The organism is Methylocystis sp. NC52PC (genome assembly GCF_055698645.1).
The window spans coordinates 2744577-2761092 of record NZ_CP170127.1 but is presented as its reverse complement, the minus strand read 5'-3'; the positions used below and the strand labels follow the sequence as shown (position 1 = coordinate 2761092).

Sequence of the window (16516 nt, the reverse complement as noted above, 5' to 3'; positions counted from 1 at the left end):
GGCTTGACGTCTCCTGTTCAACCGCTTGGGGGGATCAAGCGTCCCACTCGTAGATTCTGTCGACCTGGCTTTCGGGTCCCAGGGTGACGAGCTGCTTCAAGAGGCCGTCGTCGAGCGCATACACCCAACCATGCACGAGGGGACGTTGTTCGCTTTTCCAGGCGTTCTGCACGATGGATGTATAGGATAGATGATTGACTTGTTCGATGACGTTGAGCTCGACGAGGCGGTTTACCTTGTCGTCTAGGGAATTGATGGCGTCCAACTCGTCCCGGTGGAGTCGATAGACGTCCTTGACGTGCAGCAGCCATTTGTTCAGCAGCGTGAAGTCCGAACGCTGATGGGACAGCGCAGCCTTGACGCCGCCGCAATTGTAATGGCCGCAAACGATGATGTGCTTCACCTTCAAGACCTGAACGGCGTATTGCACGACGCTGAGGCAGTTGAAGTCCGTCGCAATGACCTGATTGGCGATGTTTCGATGCGCGAAGATGAGACCCGGCTCGGCGTTGACGATGATGTCCGCTGGCACGCGGCTGTCTGCGCAGCCGATCCATAAGAACTCCGGCTGCTGGCCATGGGCGAGGCGTTCGAAATAATCGGGCTCCCGATGCTTTTTTTCGTCGGCCCAGGCTTTGTTTTCGAGCAGAAGCTTCTCGTGTGACCGCATTCGACGCCTGTCTTTATCGTCCCGAGATTGGCGCGGGAGCTTCGCCATAAACCGCGTCCGCGCGGGACTCTCTGCAGTCTAGTCACGCGTGACTGCCCGCACAAGGCGCAGCGGCCGCAAGCTATAGTTCCACAGCAAGTTTCTTTTCTGACGCCAGCTTAATCACTGTTTTGTGACGGGCCGGCCCACCCGCGGTCAATCGCTGGCGCCGCAGAGTTCGCGCCACACCTGCGGCAGCGTAGCGATAATGTCGTCAGCGATAAGGCCGGGGCCGAAAATCTCAGCCGCGCGCGCATGCATCCAGACAGCGCAGGACGCGGCGAGAAATCCGTCCATCCGTTGCGCCAGCAGCCCCGCGACGACTCCAGTCAGCACGTCGCCAGAGCCGGCGGTGGCCAGCCACGGACTCGCCCAGCTCTGGATCGAGACGCGGCCGTCAGGCGCGGCGACGACCGTGTCCGGGCCCTTGTAGAGCACAACGGCGCCGCTCACCCGCGCCGCGTCGCGCGCCTTGTCGAGTTTGGAGCGATTGGCGCGATCATTGTCGCATTCGGCGAACAGCCGCCCGAATTCGCCCGCGTGCGGCGTCATGACAACCGGCCCCGGCGCGGCGCGGGTGGCGCGCCACAGGCGGAAGGGATCGCTCTCGAAGCTCGTCAGCGCGTCGGCGTCGAGCACGGCGGCGCGCCGATAGGCCTGCGGCGTCAACGCCGCCTCGACCTGCTCGCAGCTCGCTTCGCTCACGCCGAGGCCAGGGCCCAGCGCCACCGCGTTCTTGCGCTCGTCGGCGAGCACGGCGGCGAGGCCTTTGGCGCCGTCGGCGGGGCGCACCATCACCGAGGTGAGCGCGCTGGCGTTGACGAGCAGCGCGTCGCTCGGGCTCGCGAGGGTCACGAGTCCGGCGCCCGATCGCAGCGCCGCCGCCGCCGAGAGCCGCGCCGCGCCGGTGAAAGAGGCGCCGCCGGAGACGACCAGCGCATGGCCGCGCGTGTATTTGTGGCCCTCCACCTTGGGCCGTGGCAGCGCCGAGAGCCACAGCGCCGGCGCGTTGACGAAGGTCCTTACGCCGAGCGTTTCGAGCGTGCTCGAGCGGATGCCGATATGGGCGCAGGTCAGCCGCCCGCAGCGCGATCGTCCGGGCAGCAGCAAATGGCCCGTCTTCACCCGGAAGAACGTGACGGTTTCGTCAGCTTCGACCGCCGCGCCGCGAATCGCGCCCGTCGTGCCGTCGACGCCGCTGGGGATGTCGACGCTGACGACATTCTGTTTGGTTTCGCGCCGCCATTGGTTGAGGCGGTTGACCAGCGTCTGCGCGGTGGGATCGAGATCGCGCGCCAGCCCCGTCCCGAAGAGCGCGTCGATCACGAGGTCGACGCCGTGAAAATCGCACTCCTGCGCCGGCAGCAGCGTTCCGGTCCATCCCGCCGCCGCGCGCGCCGCGTCGCCGCGCAGCTGGTCGGGCGGCACGAGCGAGGCGACGCGCACCTTGTAACGCTGCGCGCGCAGAAGCCGCGCCGCCACATAGCCGTCGCCGCCGTTGTTTCCCGGCCCGCACAGCACGAGCACCCGCCGTCCGCTGGTGCGCTGAAGAATGCGACTCGCCACCCGCGCGATCGCCACGGCCGCGCTCTCCATCAGCTCAATGCTCGGCACGCCGCTCTCGATCGTCATTCGATCGGCGCGGGCCATTTGCTGGGTCGTGAGCAGTTCGAGCGGGAAAGGGCTGAGCGGCATGGCGGCCGGATGGTGACCGATGGCGGCTGTCCGCGCAATGGCCGGCGCCCGGTCCTTAGCTCCGACGCCTCAATATTTGGCGCCGCATTCCGCCGCAGCGCGCTTTCGGCTATGTGATGCGCAATGCTGACCGCTCTTCTCCTCGCCCATGGACCGTCCGCCGCGCCGCTTCGGCGCGACGCGATCGCGCGCAGTCTCGCCTCTCTCGTCGAATCATGCGTGCAGGGCCTCGTGGCGGACGCCGTGCTGATCGGCGCGCCCCAACGCGGCCTCGAGACCATCGCCGACGAAGCCGGCTGCGCGCTCGTCGAGACCGCGTCGGCGGAGGAAGGGCTTGCGCAGGGCCTCGACGTCGCGCGCCGCGACCACATCCTGCTGCTCTCGGCGGGAAGCGCGGTCGAGCGCGGCTTCGTCGACGAAATCGACGACGTGTTCGCCTATGGCGCACAAGACCGCGCGCTCGTGCTCCGCCTCGCGCCGCATTCATTCTGGACGCGGCTGGCGCCGGGGTTTTCTGAGCCGGTCGGCATTATCGCGACGAAAAGCGCGCTCCGCGCGGCGGCGACGGCCGATCTCGCGCGCCTCGCCAAGAAGCTCGGCTGCGCGGAACTCGCCTGTCGCGCCCGTCGGACCTTTTAGACCTTTACCGGCCGAAGGTGTTGCAATCGTCGATTCGGCCGCTCTTCAGGCCGCGCAACAGCCATTCGGTGCGTTGCGCCGACGAGCCGTGCGTGAAGCTGTCGGGGACCACCATGCCGCGCTGCGCGCGCTGAAGGCGGTCGTCGCCGATCGCCTGGGCCGAGGCGACCGCCTTTTCGAGATCGCCCTCCTCCAGGAAATTCTGGCTCCTGTTGCCATTGTTGGCCCAGACGCCAGCGAGACAATCGGCCATCAGCTCGACGCGGACCGAAAGCGAATTGGCCTCGGCGCGGCTGCCCGCGCGCGCCTGGGCCCGCTGCACCTTGGGCAAAAGGCCGAGAAGATTTTGGATGTGATGCCCCATCTCATGGGAGATGACGTAGGCATAGGCGAAGTCGCCGCCGCCGCCGAAGCGCTGCTTCATGTCGCGGAAGAACGAGGTGTCGAGATAGATGCGCTGGTCGAGCGGGCAATAAAACGGGCCCATCGCCGACTGCGCGGTTCCACAACGGGAGCTCGTCGCGCCGTCGAACAGCACGAGCCGCGGCGCCCGGAAGGCCACGCCCTCCTGCTGCGGCAGGATCTGCGACCAGACCTGCTCGTTGGAGCCCACGACCTTGGCGACGAATTGCCCGAGCTGGTCGGTCGGCTGCGACGTGTCGCGCGTGCGATCCTCCCGCTCGATTCGATGGCCGCCGCCCATACGGCTCAGCATGTCGGCGCCGCCGATCAGCAACGACGGATTGATGCCGAGCGCCCAGCCGATGATGCCGAGAACGACAATGGTGCCGAGGCCGATGCCGCCGCCGCCAACCGGTCCGCCGAACCCGCCGCTCTCGCCCCGGCGATCCTCGATGTTTTCAGAGGTCTGCAGATCTTCCCATTTCATCTGTCGCGCTCCGCCGTCCCTTTCCGCCTTATCTAATGGACGCAAGCGCGGCTGAACAGAGATGAAATCAGGGCGCGCCCCATTCCTGGGGCCACTCCTGCCGCAACCTGCCCCCAAGCCGCACCGGGGCGATCATGCCGGCAAGCCCGTCCTGCCCCACCTCGACGGCCACGCCGCACAGCGTCGCCTCGCCATTGGCCGGCTCGTAGCGCGAGCCCGGCGTCTTGCGGATGAAGCGGCGCACCGGCTCTTCCTTGTCCATGCCGATGACGGAATCATAGTCGCCGGTCATGCCGGCGTCGGTGAGATAGCCGGTGCCGCCCGGCAAAATCTGCGCGTCGGCCGTCGGCACATGGGTATGGGTGCCGACGACGAGCGACGCCTTGCCGTCGACGAAATGGCCCATCGCCATTTTCTCGCTCGAGGTTTCGGCGTGCATGTCGACCACGATGGCGTCGCAGCCCACGCCCAGCGGACACGCGCCGAGCTCCCGCTCCATGGCGGCGAAGGGGTCGTCGATGGCGTCCATGAAGACCCGGCCCATGGGATTGACGACCAAAATCTGCTGGCCGCGCGCCGCGGTGAAAAGATTGGCGCCCCGCCCCGGCGTGCCGGGCGGATAGTTGATCGGCCGCAGGAGGCGCGGCTGGCGCTCGATGAAAACCAGCGTTTCGCGCTGATCGAAGGCGTGGTTGCCGAGCGTGACGCAATCCACCCCGGCCCCGAGCATTTCCTCGCAGATCGCCTCGGTGATGCCGAATCCCCCGGCCGCGTTCTCGCCGTTGCAGACCACGAAATCGAGCGCCCATTTTTCACGCAGGCGCGGCACATAACGGGTCACCGCCGCACGGCCGGACCGGCCGAGCACGTCGCCGATAAAGAGAAGGCGCAGCGGCTGCGCGGGTTGCGAGGCGGTTGACATGGCTCTCCATAGCTCGCGCCGCCCCCAAGATCAAAACCTGTATCGCGCCCGGCGGAAATCGAGATTGCGCAATTGCCCCGCCTTTCATAGGTGAGGGCGGTTGTTGTAACATCCCGCGTGAAACGAGCCCCGCCCCAGATGCCAGACGCCGCCGCCCGCACCGACGCCCCGACGCAGACCGACGCGCCGGCGCGGCCCTACATCGTGTTCGAGGACGGGCGCGACGGCGGCCGGGCGCAGCTCTTCGACGCGCCGGAGGAGATCATCGTCGCCCGGGAAGCCGCCGACGTCGGGGACGCTTTCGCCCGCATGGAGGCCGCGTCGCGGCGGGGTCTCTATCTCGCCGGCTACGCCAGCTATGAGCTGGGCTATGCGCTGGAGCCGAAATTCTGGACCCAGACGACGCCGCGCTCGCGCACGCCGCTCCTGCTCTTCGGCGCCTTCCGCGCGGCCCGCCCCTGGACCCTGCCGCCGGCCGAAGGCCCCGCCCCGCGCGTGACGCTGACGCCCGCCTGGAGCGAGAGCGAGTATGCCGAGCGTTTCCGCGCGTGTCGGGACTATATTTTCGCCGGCGACGTCTATCAGATCAATCTGACCTTCCCGCTTTACGGGCGCTATGACGGCGATCCGCTGGCGCTCTACCGCGCGCTGCGCAAGCGCCAGCCCGTCGCTTATGGGGGCGTCGTGGCGCTCGGCGAGGAGACGGTCGTCTCTCTCTCGCCGGAGGTTTTCTTCGAGGCGCAGGGCCGCGCCATCCGCGCCCGGCCGATGAAGGGGACGGCGCAGCGCGGCGTCATGCCGACCGAGGACATGGCGCGCGCCCAATATCTCGTCGAGGACGAGAAGTCGCGCGCCGAAAATCTCATGATCGTCGATCTCCTGCGCAACGATCTTTCCAGGCTCTCGGAGGTCGGCTCGGTGAAGGTCACCGACCTCTTCACGATCGAGACCTATCCGACGCTGCATCAGATGACGTCGGGGATCGAGGCCAAACTGCGCGACGACGTCTCGCTCGCCGAGCTCTTCACCGGCCTCTTCCCCTGCGGCTCGGTGACCGGCGCGCCGAAGATCCGCGCCATGGAAATCATCCGCGACCTCGAATGCGCGCCGCGCGGCGTCTATTGCGGCTCGCTCGGCGTCATCGCGCCCAGCGGCGACATTCGCTTCAATGTCGCAATCCGGACGTTGACCATTTTCCCGGACCACGAACTCGTCTGCAATGTCGGCTCGGCTGTCGTCGCCGACTCGCGCGCCCGCGAAGAGTATGAGGAATGTCTGATCAAGGCCCGGTTCCTGACCGGCGCGCCGACGACTTCGGGCTGATCGAAACGCTGCTGTGGACGCGTGCGGGCGGGTTCGACCTCCTGCCCGAACATCTCGCCCGCCTCGCAGCGTCGAGCGCCGCTCTGGGGTTTCGCTACGACGAAGCGAAGGTCTGCGCTGCGCTGGCCTCGGCAACCTCTGCCGTTACGCCGATCATCGCTCCCCCTTGCGGGGAGGGATTAGATGGCCCCAAGATCCGCGAGTCCGACGGTTTGCAGGAAAGCGAGCAGCGCGTCGCCCTCCCTGAGAGGCTCAGGGTACGGCTGGTGTTGTCGCGCGACGGCGCGATCGAGACGAGCGCGACCCCCATTGTCCCCGTTCCGCCCGAGACAATCTGGCGGGTCGCCATTGCGGCGCGCCGCTTTTCCTCATCCGATCCGCTGCTGCGCCACAAGACGACGCGCCGCGCGCTTTACGAGGACACGCTTGCCGCGGCCATGAAAACGCGAGGCGCCGAGGAGGTTCTCTTCCTCAACGAGCGCGACGAACTCTGCGAGAGCGCGCGTTGCAATCTCTTCGTCCCGCAAGGGGACGTCCTGCTGACCCCGCCGCTTTCCTGCGGATTGCTGCCCGGAACGCTGCGCGCAAAGCTCATCGCCGCGGGCCGGGCGCGTGAGGCGATCCTGCGTCTCCAAGAGCTGCCGCGCGACTTCTATCTCGGCAATTCCGTGCGGGGCCTCGTCCGCGCGCGGCTGATCGACTGATTAACCACGCCGGCAGGCGCGCGACGCGCGCTCGCGATTTGTTAAGTCCTCTCTCTGGACGCTTGCCTCACGCGCGACGGCGACGCGAGGAGGACGACAGGTGGACTTTCTTTCCGAATGGACGGCCGCGCATCCGATTGTTTCGACCTGGGCCGCGCTGGCGATCTGGACCCTGCTCATCACGCGCAAGGCGACGAGCGACTGGCGCGCCCTCTGCGCGCGTTACGTCTGGCCGGGCTTCAGCCGATAGAAGATGTGACGGCCAATCATGTCCATGCGGGTCAGCGCCCGCGCCCAGCGCGGCTTGACGTAGGTCGCGTGGTAATGCGTCGAGCGGCCGACGTCGGTGATATAGGTGCGCCCGTCCATGACCTCATTGGCGATGCGCACGGCGGTCGCCCATGACTCCGTTTCGGTGATGCGCAGCGACTTTCCTTCGCAGGCGAAGGAGAACTGGCACGCCTTGTAGTGACTGCGGTTTTGATAAACGACGCCACAGACGCTCGATGGGTAAAGCCCGCTTTGAACGCGATTGAGAACGACTTGCGCCACGGCCGCCTGCCCCGCCTCCGGCTCGCTGCGGGACTCGAAATAAACGGCCTCGGCGAGGCAGCGTCTTTCACGGTCCATATTGTCGCGGCTGGCGAGCGCCCCGTAATCGGGTCGCGCATCCTTGCCGAGCGCCAGCGTGGCGCGCGGGAAGGACGAGACCTCGATCGGCAGCGCGTCCGGCTGCGCGGGCGTCGAGGAGCTCAGCGCCACGGCGCGCGCGACGGCGGGCGTCGCGCCATGCAGGACTCGCTCGGCAAGATCCTTGGGGCCTGTGTCGCGGGGCGTTTCGCTCGCGCTTTTCGTCACCGGCTTGTCGGCGCTTGGCTCGGCCGCAGCCGGGGTTTCGTTTGACAGCGATGGCGGCGTTGAGGTCGAGGCGTTCTGCGCCGGCGAGGCGGCGGCGGTCGATTTCTGCGTCTGCGTCGTCGTCAGCGCCTCGGCGCGCGCGGCCTCGGCCTCGTAGATCGCCTCGTCGCCGGGCACGGGACCGCGGGGCGCAAGCGCGAGATTGGCGCGAGCGCCATGCTTGCCCTTTATGCTGAAGGTCAATTGGGCCGGCTCGGCGAGGCCGAGCGCAGCGGGATTGATGACCCGCGTCTCGAAGCCGGGCCGCATGGCGACGATGGGGTCGCCCTTATGCGTGCGGTCGACCTCGGGGAAGTTTCTCACATCGGGCTTCAGATCGACATGCGGCTCGCTCTCGTCGGGGATGGAGCGCAAATCGTCCGGCGCGCCGACCATCAGGCGGGCGCTCTGAACCAGCGCCCGGCTCTGGCCGGAAAGCCCCAGATCGCCCGACGCCGCTTCGCCGAAAGAGGCGAGCTGAAAGGTCGCGGGCTTGGCGGCGGCGCGGGCGCGGGCGGTCAACGGCGAGACGTTCCAGTCGCCGACGGGGTCTTGCCCTGCGCTCGCCGTGAACGAGACCAGAACCCCGACGCCGAGCGCCCAGGGCGCCATGACGCTCAACGCCCAGGGCGCCCTGGCGTCCCCACTCCGGCGTCTTTTCGACTGTCGACGCATAAGCGAACCCAAATCCCACGGGGCGCGGACAGGGACGCGGCGTTGCCGCGCGCCCACACGCAAAGACTTTTGCTGATCGTGATTATCGACCCGTTATGCTTGCAGAAGCGTTGCAGCTCAGCTCGAGGTCGCGTGTCAGAATGAGGCGCCCCGCAGTCCTCCCCCGCTTCGCACAATGAGGAGCGGACCCGTCACTCCCCCATCAGATGCAGGGCGATTTCGCGCCGGTGCGGGCGGCGGCGGTGTTCGAAGAGATAGACGCCCTGCCAGGTTCCGAGCGCGAGCGCGCCGCCGATGACGGGAATGGAGAGCTGCGTTTGCGTCAGCGCGGCGCGAATATGCGCCGGCATGTCGTCTGGGCCTTCCGTGTCATGGGCATAGGCCGCCCCCTCCGGCGCGAGCCGCGAGAACACGGACTCGAGATCCCGCAGGACGCTCGGATCGGCGTTCTCCTGAATGAGCAGCGAGGCCGAGGTGTGCCGGCAAAAGACCGTGAGCAGCCCCTCGCCCATGCGCGCGCCGCGCAGAAAATCGGCAAGCGTCGCCGTGACGTCGTAGAAGCCCCGTCCGCCGGTCTCGACCCTGATGATTCTTGTCGTCTGTCGCATGGAGCTCCAATGTGCGCGGACGCGCATGAATGTCGAGCGTCGCGGGCTCTTATAAAAACGCCGGAGCGGGCTTAAGGAAGCGGCGGGCTCCAGATTGCAGAGGAGAAACGATGACTGAGACCCTGATCGACGCTGTGACGAGTTGGGCCGCGTCGGAAGGCGGCAAATATGTCGGGGCCACCGCCCTCGCGGCGCTCGCCTGGTCGGAGGCCGCGGCGATCGTCGGATCCACCTATTTCAAGCGCATGATCCCGCTGCGCGCGGCCGCGATGGTCGCCAATGTGCTCGGCGTCACCCTTGGGCTCGTGACCGGCAATCTGCCGACGATCACGAAACACGCCATCAATTTTCCGCTCAATTTCAGCCGCTTGCGGGAAATGCGCCGGCTGATCGCCAGCGTGCGCGAGGCGAGCGTGACGGATTTCAATTTCGAGTGGCTCAAGCCCTTCATGCATCCCGAAAGCTTCCGCGCGACCGACTTCGTCTTCGAGAAGGGGGCGGTCGCCAAAAAGGCTTATCTGGTGGTCGAAGGAAAAATCGAAATTTCGGAGCGCGGCGTCATTCTCGAGCCTGGCGCAATTTTCGGCGAGATGGCGCTGTTCACCAAGAGCGGCAAGCGCACGGCGTCGGCGAAATGCCTCACCGACGTCAGCCTTCTCGCCATCACCTACGAGCAGTTCGAGCAGCTTTACTTCCAGAACCCCGAGTTCGGCCTCTATCTCGTCCGCCTGATGGTGCGCCGCTTCGAAGCCAATCATCTCGGCGAGGAACTGGAAAGCGCGTGAAAAAACACGTGGCGACGCCCCTCGTGCTTCGAGACGCCGCCCAGGCGGCTCCTCAGCATGAGGGGCTTGTTGCATCCTCACCCTGAGGAGCGCGCGTCTCGAAGGGCGAGGCCGCTTCGCAATGAGACCCTTACGCCGTCCCGTCCGCCTTGCGCCCCAGAACCGCCTGAGCGGCGGCGAGGCGCGCAATCGGCACGCGGAAAGGCGAGCAGGAGACGTAATCGATGCCGATCGTCTCGAAAAAGGCCACCGACGCCGGATCGCCGCCGTGCTCGCCGCAGACGCCGAGCGCAATGTCCGGGCGCGCGGCGCGGGCGCGCTGGCAGCCGAGCGCGACGAGTTCGCCGACGCCCTCCTGGTCGATCGAGACGAAGGGATCATGCGGCAGCACGCCCTGTTCGACATAGGCCCCCAGGAATGAGCCGGCGTCGTCGCGCGAGATGCCAAGCGTCGTCTGGGTGAGATCGTTGGTGCCGAAGGAAAAGAAATCGGCGGAGGGCGCGATCTCGTCGGCGCGCAGCGCAGCGCGCGGCAGTTCGATCATCGTGCCGACTTCGAAGCGCGGCCGAACGCCCGTCTCTTGCTCGACCAGCGCCGCCATCGCCTCGATGCGCGCCTTAACGAGATCAAGCTCGGCGCGGGCGAAGACCAGCGGGGCCATGATTTCGATGCGGGCGGGCTCACCGGTCGACAGGCTCGCCTCAATGGCGGCTTCGAAAATCGCGCGCGCCTGCATGTCGACGATCTCGGGAAAGACCACCGCGAGGCGCACGCCGCGAAAACCCAGCATGGGGTTGAACTCGGAAAGCTGTAGCGCACGGCGCCTCAGCTTCACAGGATCGGCCCCCATGGCGCGGGCGACCGCCGCAAGCTCTGTGTCGTTATGCGGCAGAAACTCGTGAAGCGGCGGATCGAGCAGGCGGATCGTCACCGGAAGGCCCGCCATGATCTCGAAGAGATGTTTGAAGTCCTCGCGCTGGATCGGCAGCAGCTTGGCGAGCGCCGCGCGGCGCCCCTCGGCGTCGTCGGCGAGGATCATCTCGCGAACCGCGACGATGCGTTCGCCCTCGAAGAACATGTGCTCGGTGCGCGCAAGGCCGATGCCCTCCGCGCCGAAGCGGCGCGCGGCGCGCGCGTCGGCGGGCGTCTCGGCGTTGGCGCGCACCTTGAGCCGCCGGATCTTGTCCGCCCAGCCCATCAGCACCGCGAATTCGCCCGTCAGCTCCGGGCGTTGCATCTTAACTTCGCCGAAGATCACATGGCCGGCCGAGCCGTCGATCGTCAATTTGTCGCCCTTGACGAAACGCTTGCCGGCGACCGTGAAGCTTTGATCCTCGTAGTCGATGCGCAGCGCGCCGGCGCCCGTGACGCAAGGCTTCCCCATGCCACGGGCGACGACCGCCGCATGCGAGGTCATGCCGCCGCGCGCGGTCAGAATCCCCTCGGCGGCGTGCATGCCGTGGATGTCCTCGGGGCTCGTCTCGGTGCGCACGAGAATGACCTTGCGGCCCGACGCCGCCAGCGTCTCCGCCTCTTCCGGGTTGAACACGATCTCGCCGAAGGCGGCGCCGGGCGAGGCCGGCAGCCCCGTCGCCAGAATGTCGCGCTTCGCCGCCGGATCGATGGTCGGATGGAGCAACTGATCGAGCGACGTCGGCTCGACGCGCAGCAAGGCCTCCTCGCGCGTAATGAGCCCCTCATTGGCCATGTCGACGGCGAGCTTCAACGCCGCGCGCGCGGTGCGCTTGCCGTTCCTCGTCTGCAGCATCCACAATTTGCCGCGCTCGACGGTGAACTCCATGTCCTGCATGTCGCGGTAATGGCGCTCGAGCTTGTCCGCGACCTGCGTGAACTCCGCGAAAATCTTCGGCATGGCCGCTTCGAGCGAGATTTTCTCGCCGGGCGAGGCGCGGCTCGCGACTTCGGTGAGCGGCTGCGGCGTGCGCAGCCCGGCGACGACGTCCTCGCCTTGCGCATTGATGAGATATTCGCCGTAAAGCTCCTTGACCCCCGTCGACGGATTGCGCGTGAAGGCGACGCCGGTCGCGGAATTGGCGTCCATGTTGCCGAACACCATCGCCTGCACATTGACCGCAGTGCCCCAGCTCTCGGGAATATTGTGCAGATGGCGGTAGACGATGGCGCGGTGGTTCATCCAGGAGGCGAAGACCGCGCGGATCGCCCCCCAGAGCTGCGCGCGCGGCTCCTGCGGAAAGCTCACGCCGGCGTTGGCTTCGACGATCGCCTTGAAGCGCGCCACGGCCGCGCGCCAGTCGTCGGCGCAAAGCTGCGTGTCGAGCGTGAGGCCCTTCGCCTCTTTGATCTCCTCGAGCGCCTCCTCGAAGATGTGGTGCTCGACCCCGAGCACGACCGAGGAATACATCTCGATGAAACGCCGGTAGCAGTCCCAGGCGAAGCGGGCGTCGCCCGAATAGCGGGCGAGGGCCTCGACCGTCTTGTCGTTGAGGCCGAGATTGAGCACCGTGTCCATCATGCCGGGCATGGAGGCGCGGGCGCCCGACCGGACCGAGACCAGGAGCGGCCATTTGGGATCGTTGAAGGCGTGGCCCGCGATCCGGCCGATCTCCTCCATGGCGGCGTCGACCTCGGCCTCGAGGCCCTTTGGAAAGGCGTGGCCGTTGGCGTAGAAATGGGCGCAGACTTCGGTGGTGATGGTGAAGCCTGGCGGAACGGGAAGGCCCAGCGCGGCCATTTCGGCGAGATTGGCGCCTTTTCCGCCCAACAAGTCCCGCATGGCGGCCGATCCCTCCGACCGGCCGGCGCTGAAACGATAAACCCACTTTGTCATTGCACCTATCTTCCCGCCACGCCGGGTGAGCCCTCTGCGGCCGAACCCGGTTCGGGTTCGCGGGCGCACAATAGCAGATAGGCGGGACAATTGTGGCGGCGAGGGCTCTTTTTTCAGGCGCGTGACGCGGGGCGCGCCTGGCAGGCCGGTCACCTGCTTCGGTGGATGACGGCTTCCCGGCGGGCGGAGGCCCTGTTCTTCGTGGTCGAAGCGTCCTCCAGGATAGGGAAGACAGCGATCCTGGCGACGCTCGCCGCGCAGGCGCCGCCCAGCAGGAGCATGAAGCCGACCCCCGCCGCAAAGCAGATCGCGGCGACGCTGACAGGCCCTTCTGCAGGCACGAGCGACACCCAGCCAAGGGCGACCGCCCCGACCTCGAGCAGGCTGACAAAGCCCTTCGAGACAATCCCCCGGTCGGCGAATTGCGGCGCCGAGACGACCGCCCCCAGAATGGCCAGGCTCGACGTCGTCAAGCCGAGGAGAACAAAGCGCGTTGAGTCAAACCCGACGGCGTCGGCCGACTGCATCATTGCATAGGCTGCGCCTCTGATCCGACCCTGCACCGTCAAGGCGAAGGGGCTCGACAGCAGGCTCGACAACCTCTCGACGGACAGGATCGGCAGAAGCGGGACAAACCAAAGCATGAGCCTCATGACCGTACTCCTTCCAATCCAAGTCATCGCATCCGGTCAGAAGCGCATTAGACTCAATTGAAGCGAACTTTGACAATCAACTTGACCTCGAGAGGTAAAGCATTCGTAGGAGAAATACATGAGCGACGAGGATCCTCCCCGCCCCCGCCCGGCCGGGCAACTCAGCCAGCCGCTTGACCTTCTTTCGATCGCGGAGCTCGAGGAGCGCATCGCGGCGTTGAAGGCGGAGATCGCCCGGCTCGAGCAGGCCGCGCAGGCCAAACGCGCCGCGACCGCCGCCGCCGAGGCCTTTTTTCGGAAATGACCCGTCGCGCCGAGGCAGAGGCCGGCTCGGCTTGACAGCGGGGAGGCCATTGCGCTTCTTGGCGCAAATCCGCCGGTCGTCCCGGCGATTTCCGAGGCTTTTCCAAACCGAAAGCGGCCCATGCATCGCTACCGTTCGCATAATTGTGGAGAGCCCAACGAGGCGCTCGCGGGTCAGAAAATCCGCCTCTCCGGCTGGTGCCACCGCATCCGCGACCACGGCGGCGTGCTGTTTATCGACCTGCGCGACCATTATGGCCTCACCCAATGCGTCGTGGACCCCGATTCGCCGGCCTTCGCCCAGGCCGAGAAGCTGCGGTCGGAGTGGGTCGTGCGCCTCGACGGCGAGGTCCGCCGCCGTCCGGCCGGCACCGAGAACCCCGACATGCCGACAGGCCAGGTCGAGGTCTATGTGAGCGAGATCGAGGTCTTGGGGCCCGCGGGGGAATTGCCGCTTGCCGTCTTCGGCGACCAGAACTACCCCGAGGACACGCGCCTCAAATATCGGTTCCTCGACCTGCGCCGGGAAAAGCTGCACGCCAACATCATGCTGCGCGGGAGGATCATCGATTCGATCCGAACGCGCATGAAGCAGGGCGGCTTCTTCGAATTCCAGACGCCGATCCTGACCGCGTCGAGCCCTGAGGGCGCGCGCGACTTTCTGGTGCCGTCGCGTCTGCACCCAGGCAAATTCTATGCGTTGCCGCAGGCGCCGCAGCAGTTCAAGCAGCTGCTCATGGTCGCGGGCTTCGACCGCTATTTCCAGATCGCGCCCTGCTTCCGCGACGAGGACGCCCGCGCCGACCGCTCGCCCGGCGAATTCTATCAGCTCGACGTCGAGATGAGCTTCGTTACGCAGGAGGACGTGTTCGAGGCGATCGAGCCCGTGTTGCGCGGCGTCTTCGAAGAGTTCTCGAACGGCAAGCCGGTCACGCAAAGCTTCCCGCGCATCCCCTATCGCGAGGCCATGCTGAAATATGGCTCCGACAAGCCGGATCTGCGCAATCCGCTCGTGATCGTCGACCTCTCGGCGGAGTTCGAGGGCGAGAGCGTCTCCTTCAAGGCGTTTCGCGGCAAGACCGTGCGCGCCATACCGGCGCCCGGCGCCGCGAGCCAGCCGCGCAGCTTCTTCGACAAGCTCAACGACTGGGCGCGCTCCGAAGGCGCGCCGGGGCTCGGCTATATCATCTTCGAAGCGGAAGCCGGCGCGCTCGTCGGCAAGGGGCCAATCGCCAAGTTCATCCCCGCCGACGTGCAGGCGATGATCGCCGCCAAGGCGGGCGTCAAGGCGGGCGACGCGGTCTTCTTCTCGGCGGGAGAGGAAGCCGCCGCCGCCAAGCTCGCGGGCATGGCGCGGCTGCGCATCGGCCATGAACTCGGCCTGTCAAAGCCCGACGTTTTCGAATTCTGCTGGATCGTCGATTTCCCCATGTACGAGTGGAACGACGAAGACAAGAAGATCGACTTCTCGCACAATCCCTTCTCAATGCCGCAAGGCGGCATGGAGGCCTTGGAGACGAAAGACCCGCTCGACATTCTCGCCTATCAATACGACATCGTCTGCAACGGCGTGGAGCTGTCGTCGGGGGCGATCCGCAACCATCGCCCAGAGATCATGAAGAAGGCCTTCGAGATCGCCGGCTATGGCGAGGACGTGCTGATCGAGAAATTCGGCGGCATGTATCGCGCTTTCCAATATGGCGCGCCCCCGCATGGCGGCATTGCGCCGGGCGTCGACCGCATCGTCATGCTGCTCGCGGAGGAAGAAAATCTTCGCGAGGTGACGCTCTTCCCGATGAATCAGCGCGCCGAGGATCTGCTGATGGGCGCGCCGTCCGAAGCGACGATGAAGCAACTGCGCGAACTGCATATCCGGCTGAACCTGCCGGAGAAGACGGCATAGGCCAGCCGTATGCAGGAGGATCTCCTCATCCTGAGGGCGCGCAGCGCGCGTCTCGAGGGACGAGGAAATCCGATAGTCCCAAGCGGCCCATCCTTCGAGACGGCCCTCCGGGCCTCCTCAGGATGAGGGGGAAGAGACCGCCAACGGCACTAAGCGCAGGCGAACAACCGTCCCAACGCTGGCAGGAGGATTTCCTCATCCTGAGGGCGCGCGAAGCGCGTCTCGAAGGACGATGAAGTCCGTCAGTCACGGCTTGCCGGCCGATCCTTCGAGACGGCCCTTCGGGCCTCCTCAGGATGAGGGGGCTCTGGCGGCGTGGCTCCAAGCAAGAACGCCCGCGAGCGCCGACCGTCTGCAAAAGGATTTCCTCATCCTGAGGGCGCGCGAAGCGCGCGTCTCGAAGGACGAGGAAATCGGTCAGTCACGTCCCGCCAGCCGCTCCTTCGAGACGGCCCTTCGGGCCTCCTCAGGATGAGGGAGCTCTGGCGGCGTGGCTCCAAGCAAGAACGGCCGCGAGTGCAGACCGCGCAGGAGGATTTCCTCATCCTGAGGGCGCGCGAAGCGCGTCTCGAAGGACGATGAAGTCCGTCAGTCACGTCTTGCCAGCCGATCCTTCGAGACGGCCCTTCGGGCCTCCTCAGGATGAGGGGGCTCTGGCGGCGTGGCTCCAAGCAAGAACGCCCGCGAGCGCCGACCGTCTGCAAAAGGATTTCCTCATCCTGAGGGCGCGCGAAGCGCGCGTCTCGAAGGACGAGGAAATCCGTCAGTCACGTCTTGCCGGCCGATCCTTCGAGACGGCCCTTCGGGCCTCCTCAGGATGAGGGGGCTCTCGGGGCGAGGCGCCAAGCAAGAACGCCCGCGAGCGCGGTCCGCGCAGGAGGATTTCCTCATCCTGAGGGCGCGCGAAGCGCGCGTCTCGAAGGACGAGGAAATCCGTCAGTCACGTCCCGCCAGCCGACCCTTCGATACAGCCCTTCGGGCCTCCTCAGGATGAGGGGGCTC

15 protein-coding genes are annotated in these 16516 nt (G+C 66.5%); 7 read left to right on the top strand and 8 right to left on the bottom strand.

The window, feature by feature from the left end; all coding sequences use genetic code 11:
* Positions 1 to 34: 34 nt before the first annotated feature.
* Together ACETII_RS15380 and ACETII_RS15375 are read right to left on the bottom strand one after the other, a co-directional pair.
* Positions 35 to 670 carry a carbonic anhydrase gene (locus ACETII_RS15380; RefSeq protein WP_472786075.1) on the bottom strand — a complete coding sequence of 212 codons (636 nt, stop codon included), beginning with the start codon at positions 668 to 670 and terminating at the stop codon, positions 35 to 37.
* A 195-nt stretch (positions 671 to 865) separates the two neighbouring features.
* Positions 866 to 2404: an NAD(P)H-hydrate dehydratase gene (locus tag ACETII_RS15375; protein ID WP_363347363.1), complete on the bottom strand. Its 1539-nt coding sequence runs from the start codon at positions 2402 to 2404 to the stop codon at positions 866 to 868.
* A 123-nt stretch (positions 2405 to 2527) separates the two neighbouring features.
* On the opposite strand from ACETII_RS15375, the gene ACETII_RS15370 reads away from it, so the two are divergent.
* Positions 2528 to 3043: a transposase gene (locus ACETII_RS15370; protein ID WP_472786074.1), complete on the top strand. Its 516-nt coding sequence runs from the start codon at positions 2528 to 2530 to the stop codon at positions 3041 to 3043.
* Positions 3044 to 3047: 4 nt separating this feature from the next.
* Here ACETII_RS15370 and ypfJ read toward each other — a convergent pair whose 3' ends face one another.
* A complete protein-coding gene (ypfJ, locus tag ACETII_RS15365) occupies positions 3048 to 3932 on the bottom strand; it encodes a KPN_02809 family neutral zinc metallopeptidase (RefSeq protein WP_472786073.1) in 885 nt (294 codons plus the stop codon).
* Positions 3933 to 3999: 67 nt separating this feature from the next.
* The gene (locus ACETII_RS15360; protein WP_472788178.1) at positions 4000 to 4824 is read right to left on the bottom strand and encodes a TIGR00282 family metallophosphoesterase; all 825 of its coding nucleotides are present in this window, start codon (positions 4822 to 4824) and stop codon (positions 4000 to 4002) included.
* 168 nt (positions 4825 to 4992) lie between these two features.
* Here ACETII_RS15360 and ACETII_RS15355 point away from each other — a divergent pair, with 168 nt between their 5' ends.
* The 3 genes from ACETII_RS15355 (at position 4993) to ACETII_RS15345 (ending at position 7131) form a co-directional block, all read left to right on the top strand.
* Positions 4993 to 6177, top strand: coding sequence for an aminodeoxychorismate synthase component I (locus ACETII_RS15355; RefSeq protein WP_472786072.1), 1185 nt, complete (start codon positions 4993 to 4995; stop codon positions 6175 to 6177).
* The gene (locus tag ACETII_RS15350) at positions 6126 to 6881 is read left to right on the top strand and encodes an aminotransferase class IV (protein ID WP_363347355.1); all 756 of its coding nucleotides are present in this window, start codon (positions 6126 to 6128) and stop codon (positions 6879 to 6881) included. Before ACETII_RS15355 ends, ACETII_RS15350 begins: the two co-directional genes overlap by 52 nt.
* Positions 6882 to 6981: 100 nt before the next feature.
* Entirely contained in the window at positions 6982 to 7131 is a 150-nt protein-coding gene (locus ACETII_RS15345) for a hypothetical protein (protein WP_363347353.1), read from the top strand.
* Here ACETII_RS15345 and ACETII_RS15340 read toward each other — a convergent pair.
* Positions 7104 to 8453, bottom strand: coding sequence for a cell wall hydrolase (locus tag ACETII_RS15340; protein ID WP_405044807.1), 1350 nt, complete (start codon positions 8451 to 8453; stop codon positions 7104 to 7106). The genes ACETII_RS15345 and ACETII_RS15340 overlap by 28 nt on opposite strands.
* Before the next feature lie 191 nt (positions 8454 to 8644).
* Positions 8645 to 9061 (bottom strand): secondary thiamine-phosphate synthase enzyme YjbQ, encoded by a 417-nt coding sequence (locus ACETII_RS15335; RefSeq protein WP_363347351.1) that lies wholly within the window; start codon positions 9059 to 9061, stop codon positions 8645 to 8647.
* Between the two features lie 110 nt (positions 9062 to 9171).
* On the opposite strand from ACETII_RS15335, the gene ACETII_RS15330 reads away from it, so the two are divergent.
* Positions 9172 to 9846, top strand: a complete 675-nt coding sequence (locus tag ACETII_RS15330) for a Crp/Fnr family transcriptional regulator (protein WP_472786071.1) — start codon at positions 9172 to 9174, stop codon at positions 9844 to 9846.
* Positions 9847 to 9976: 130 nt separating this feature from the next.
* Here ACETII_RS15330 and ppdK read toward each other — a convergent pair whose 3' ends face one another.
* Both ppdK and ACETII_RS15320 read right to left on the bottom strand, forming a co-directional pair.
* Positions 9977 to 12655 carry a pyruvate, phosphate dikinase gene (gene ppdK / locus ACETII_RS15325; RefSeq protein ID WP_363347347.1) on the bottom strand — a complete coding sequence of 893 codons (2679 nt, stop codon included), beginning with the start codon at positions 12653 to 12655 and terminating at the stop codon, positions 9977 to 9979.
* A gap of 149 nt (positions 12656 to 12804) precedes the next feature.
* Positions 12805 to 13308, bottom strand: a complete 504-nt coding sequence (locus ACETII_RS15320) for a hypothetical protein (protein WP_472786070.1) — start codon at positions 13306 to 13308, stop codon at positions 12805 to 12807.
* 118 nt (positions 13309 to 13426) lie between these two features.
* Between ACETII_RS15320 and ACETII_RS15315 the strand changes: the two genes are divergently transcribed.
* The gene (locus ACETII_RS15315) at positions 13427 to 13612 is read left to right on the top strand and encodes a DUF1192 domain-containing protein (protein WP_363347343.1); all 186 of its coding nucleotides are present in this window, start codon (positions 13427 to 13429) and stop codon (positions 13610 to 13612) included.
* Between the two features lie 120 nt (positions 13613 to 13732).
* The gene (gene aspS / locus ACETII_RS15310) at positions 13733 to 15514 is read left to right on the top strand and encodes an aspartate--tRNA ligase (protein ID WP_472786069.1); all 1782 of its coding nucleotides are present in this window, start codon (positions 13733 to 13735) and stop codon (positions 15512 to 15514) included.
* The last annotated feature ends 1002 nt before the right edge of the window (positions 15515 to 16516 follow it).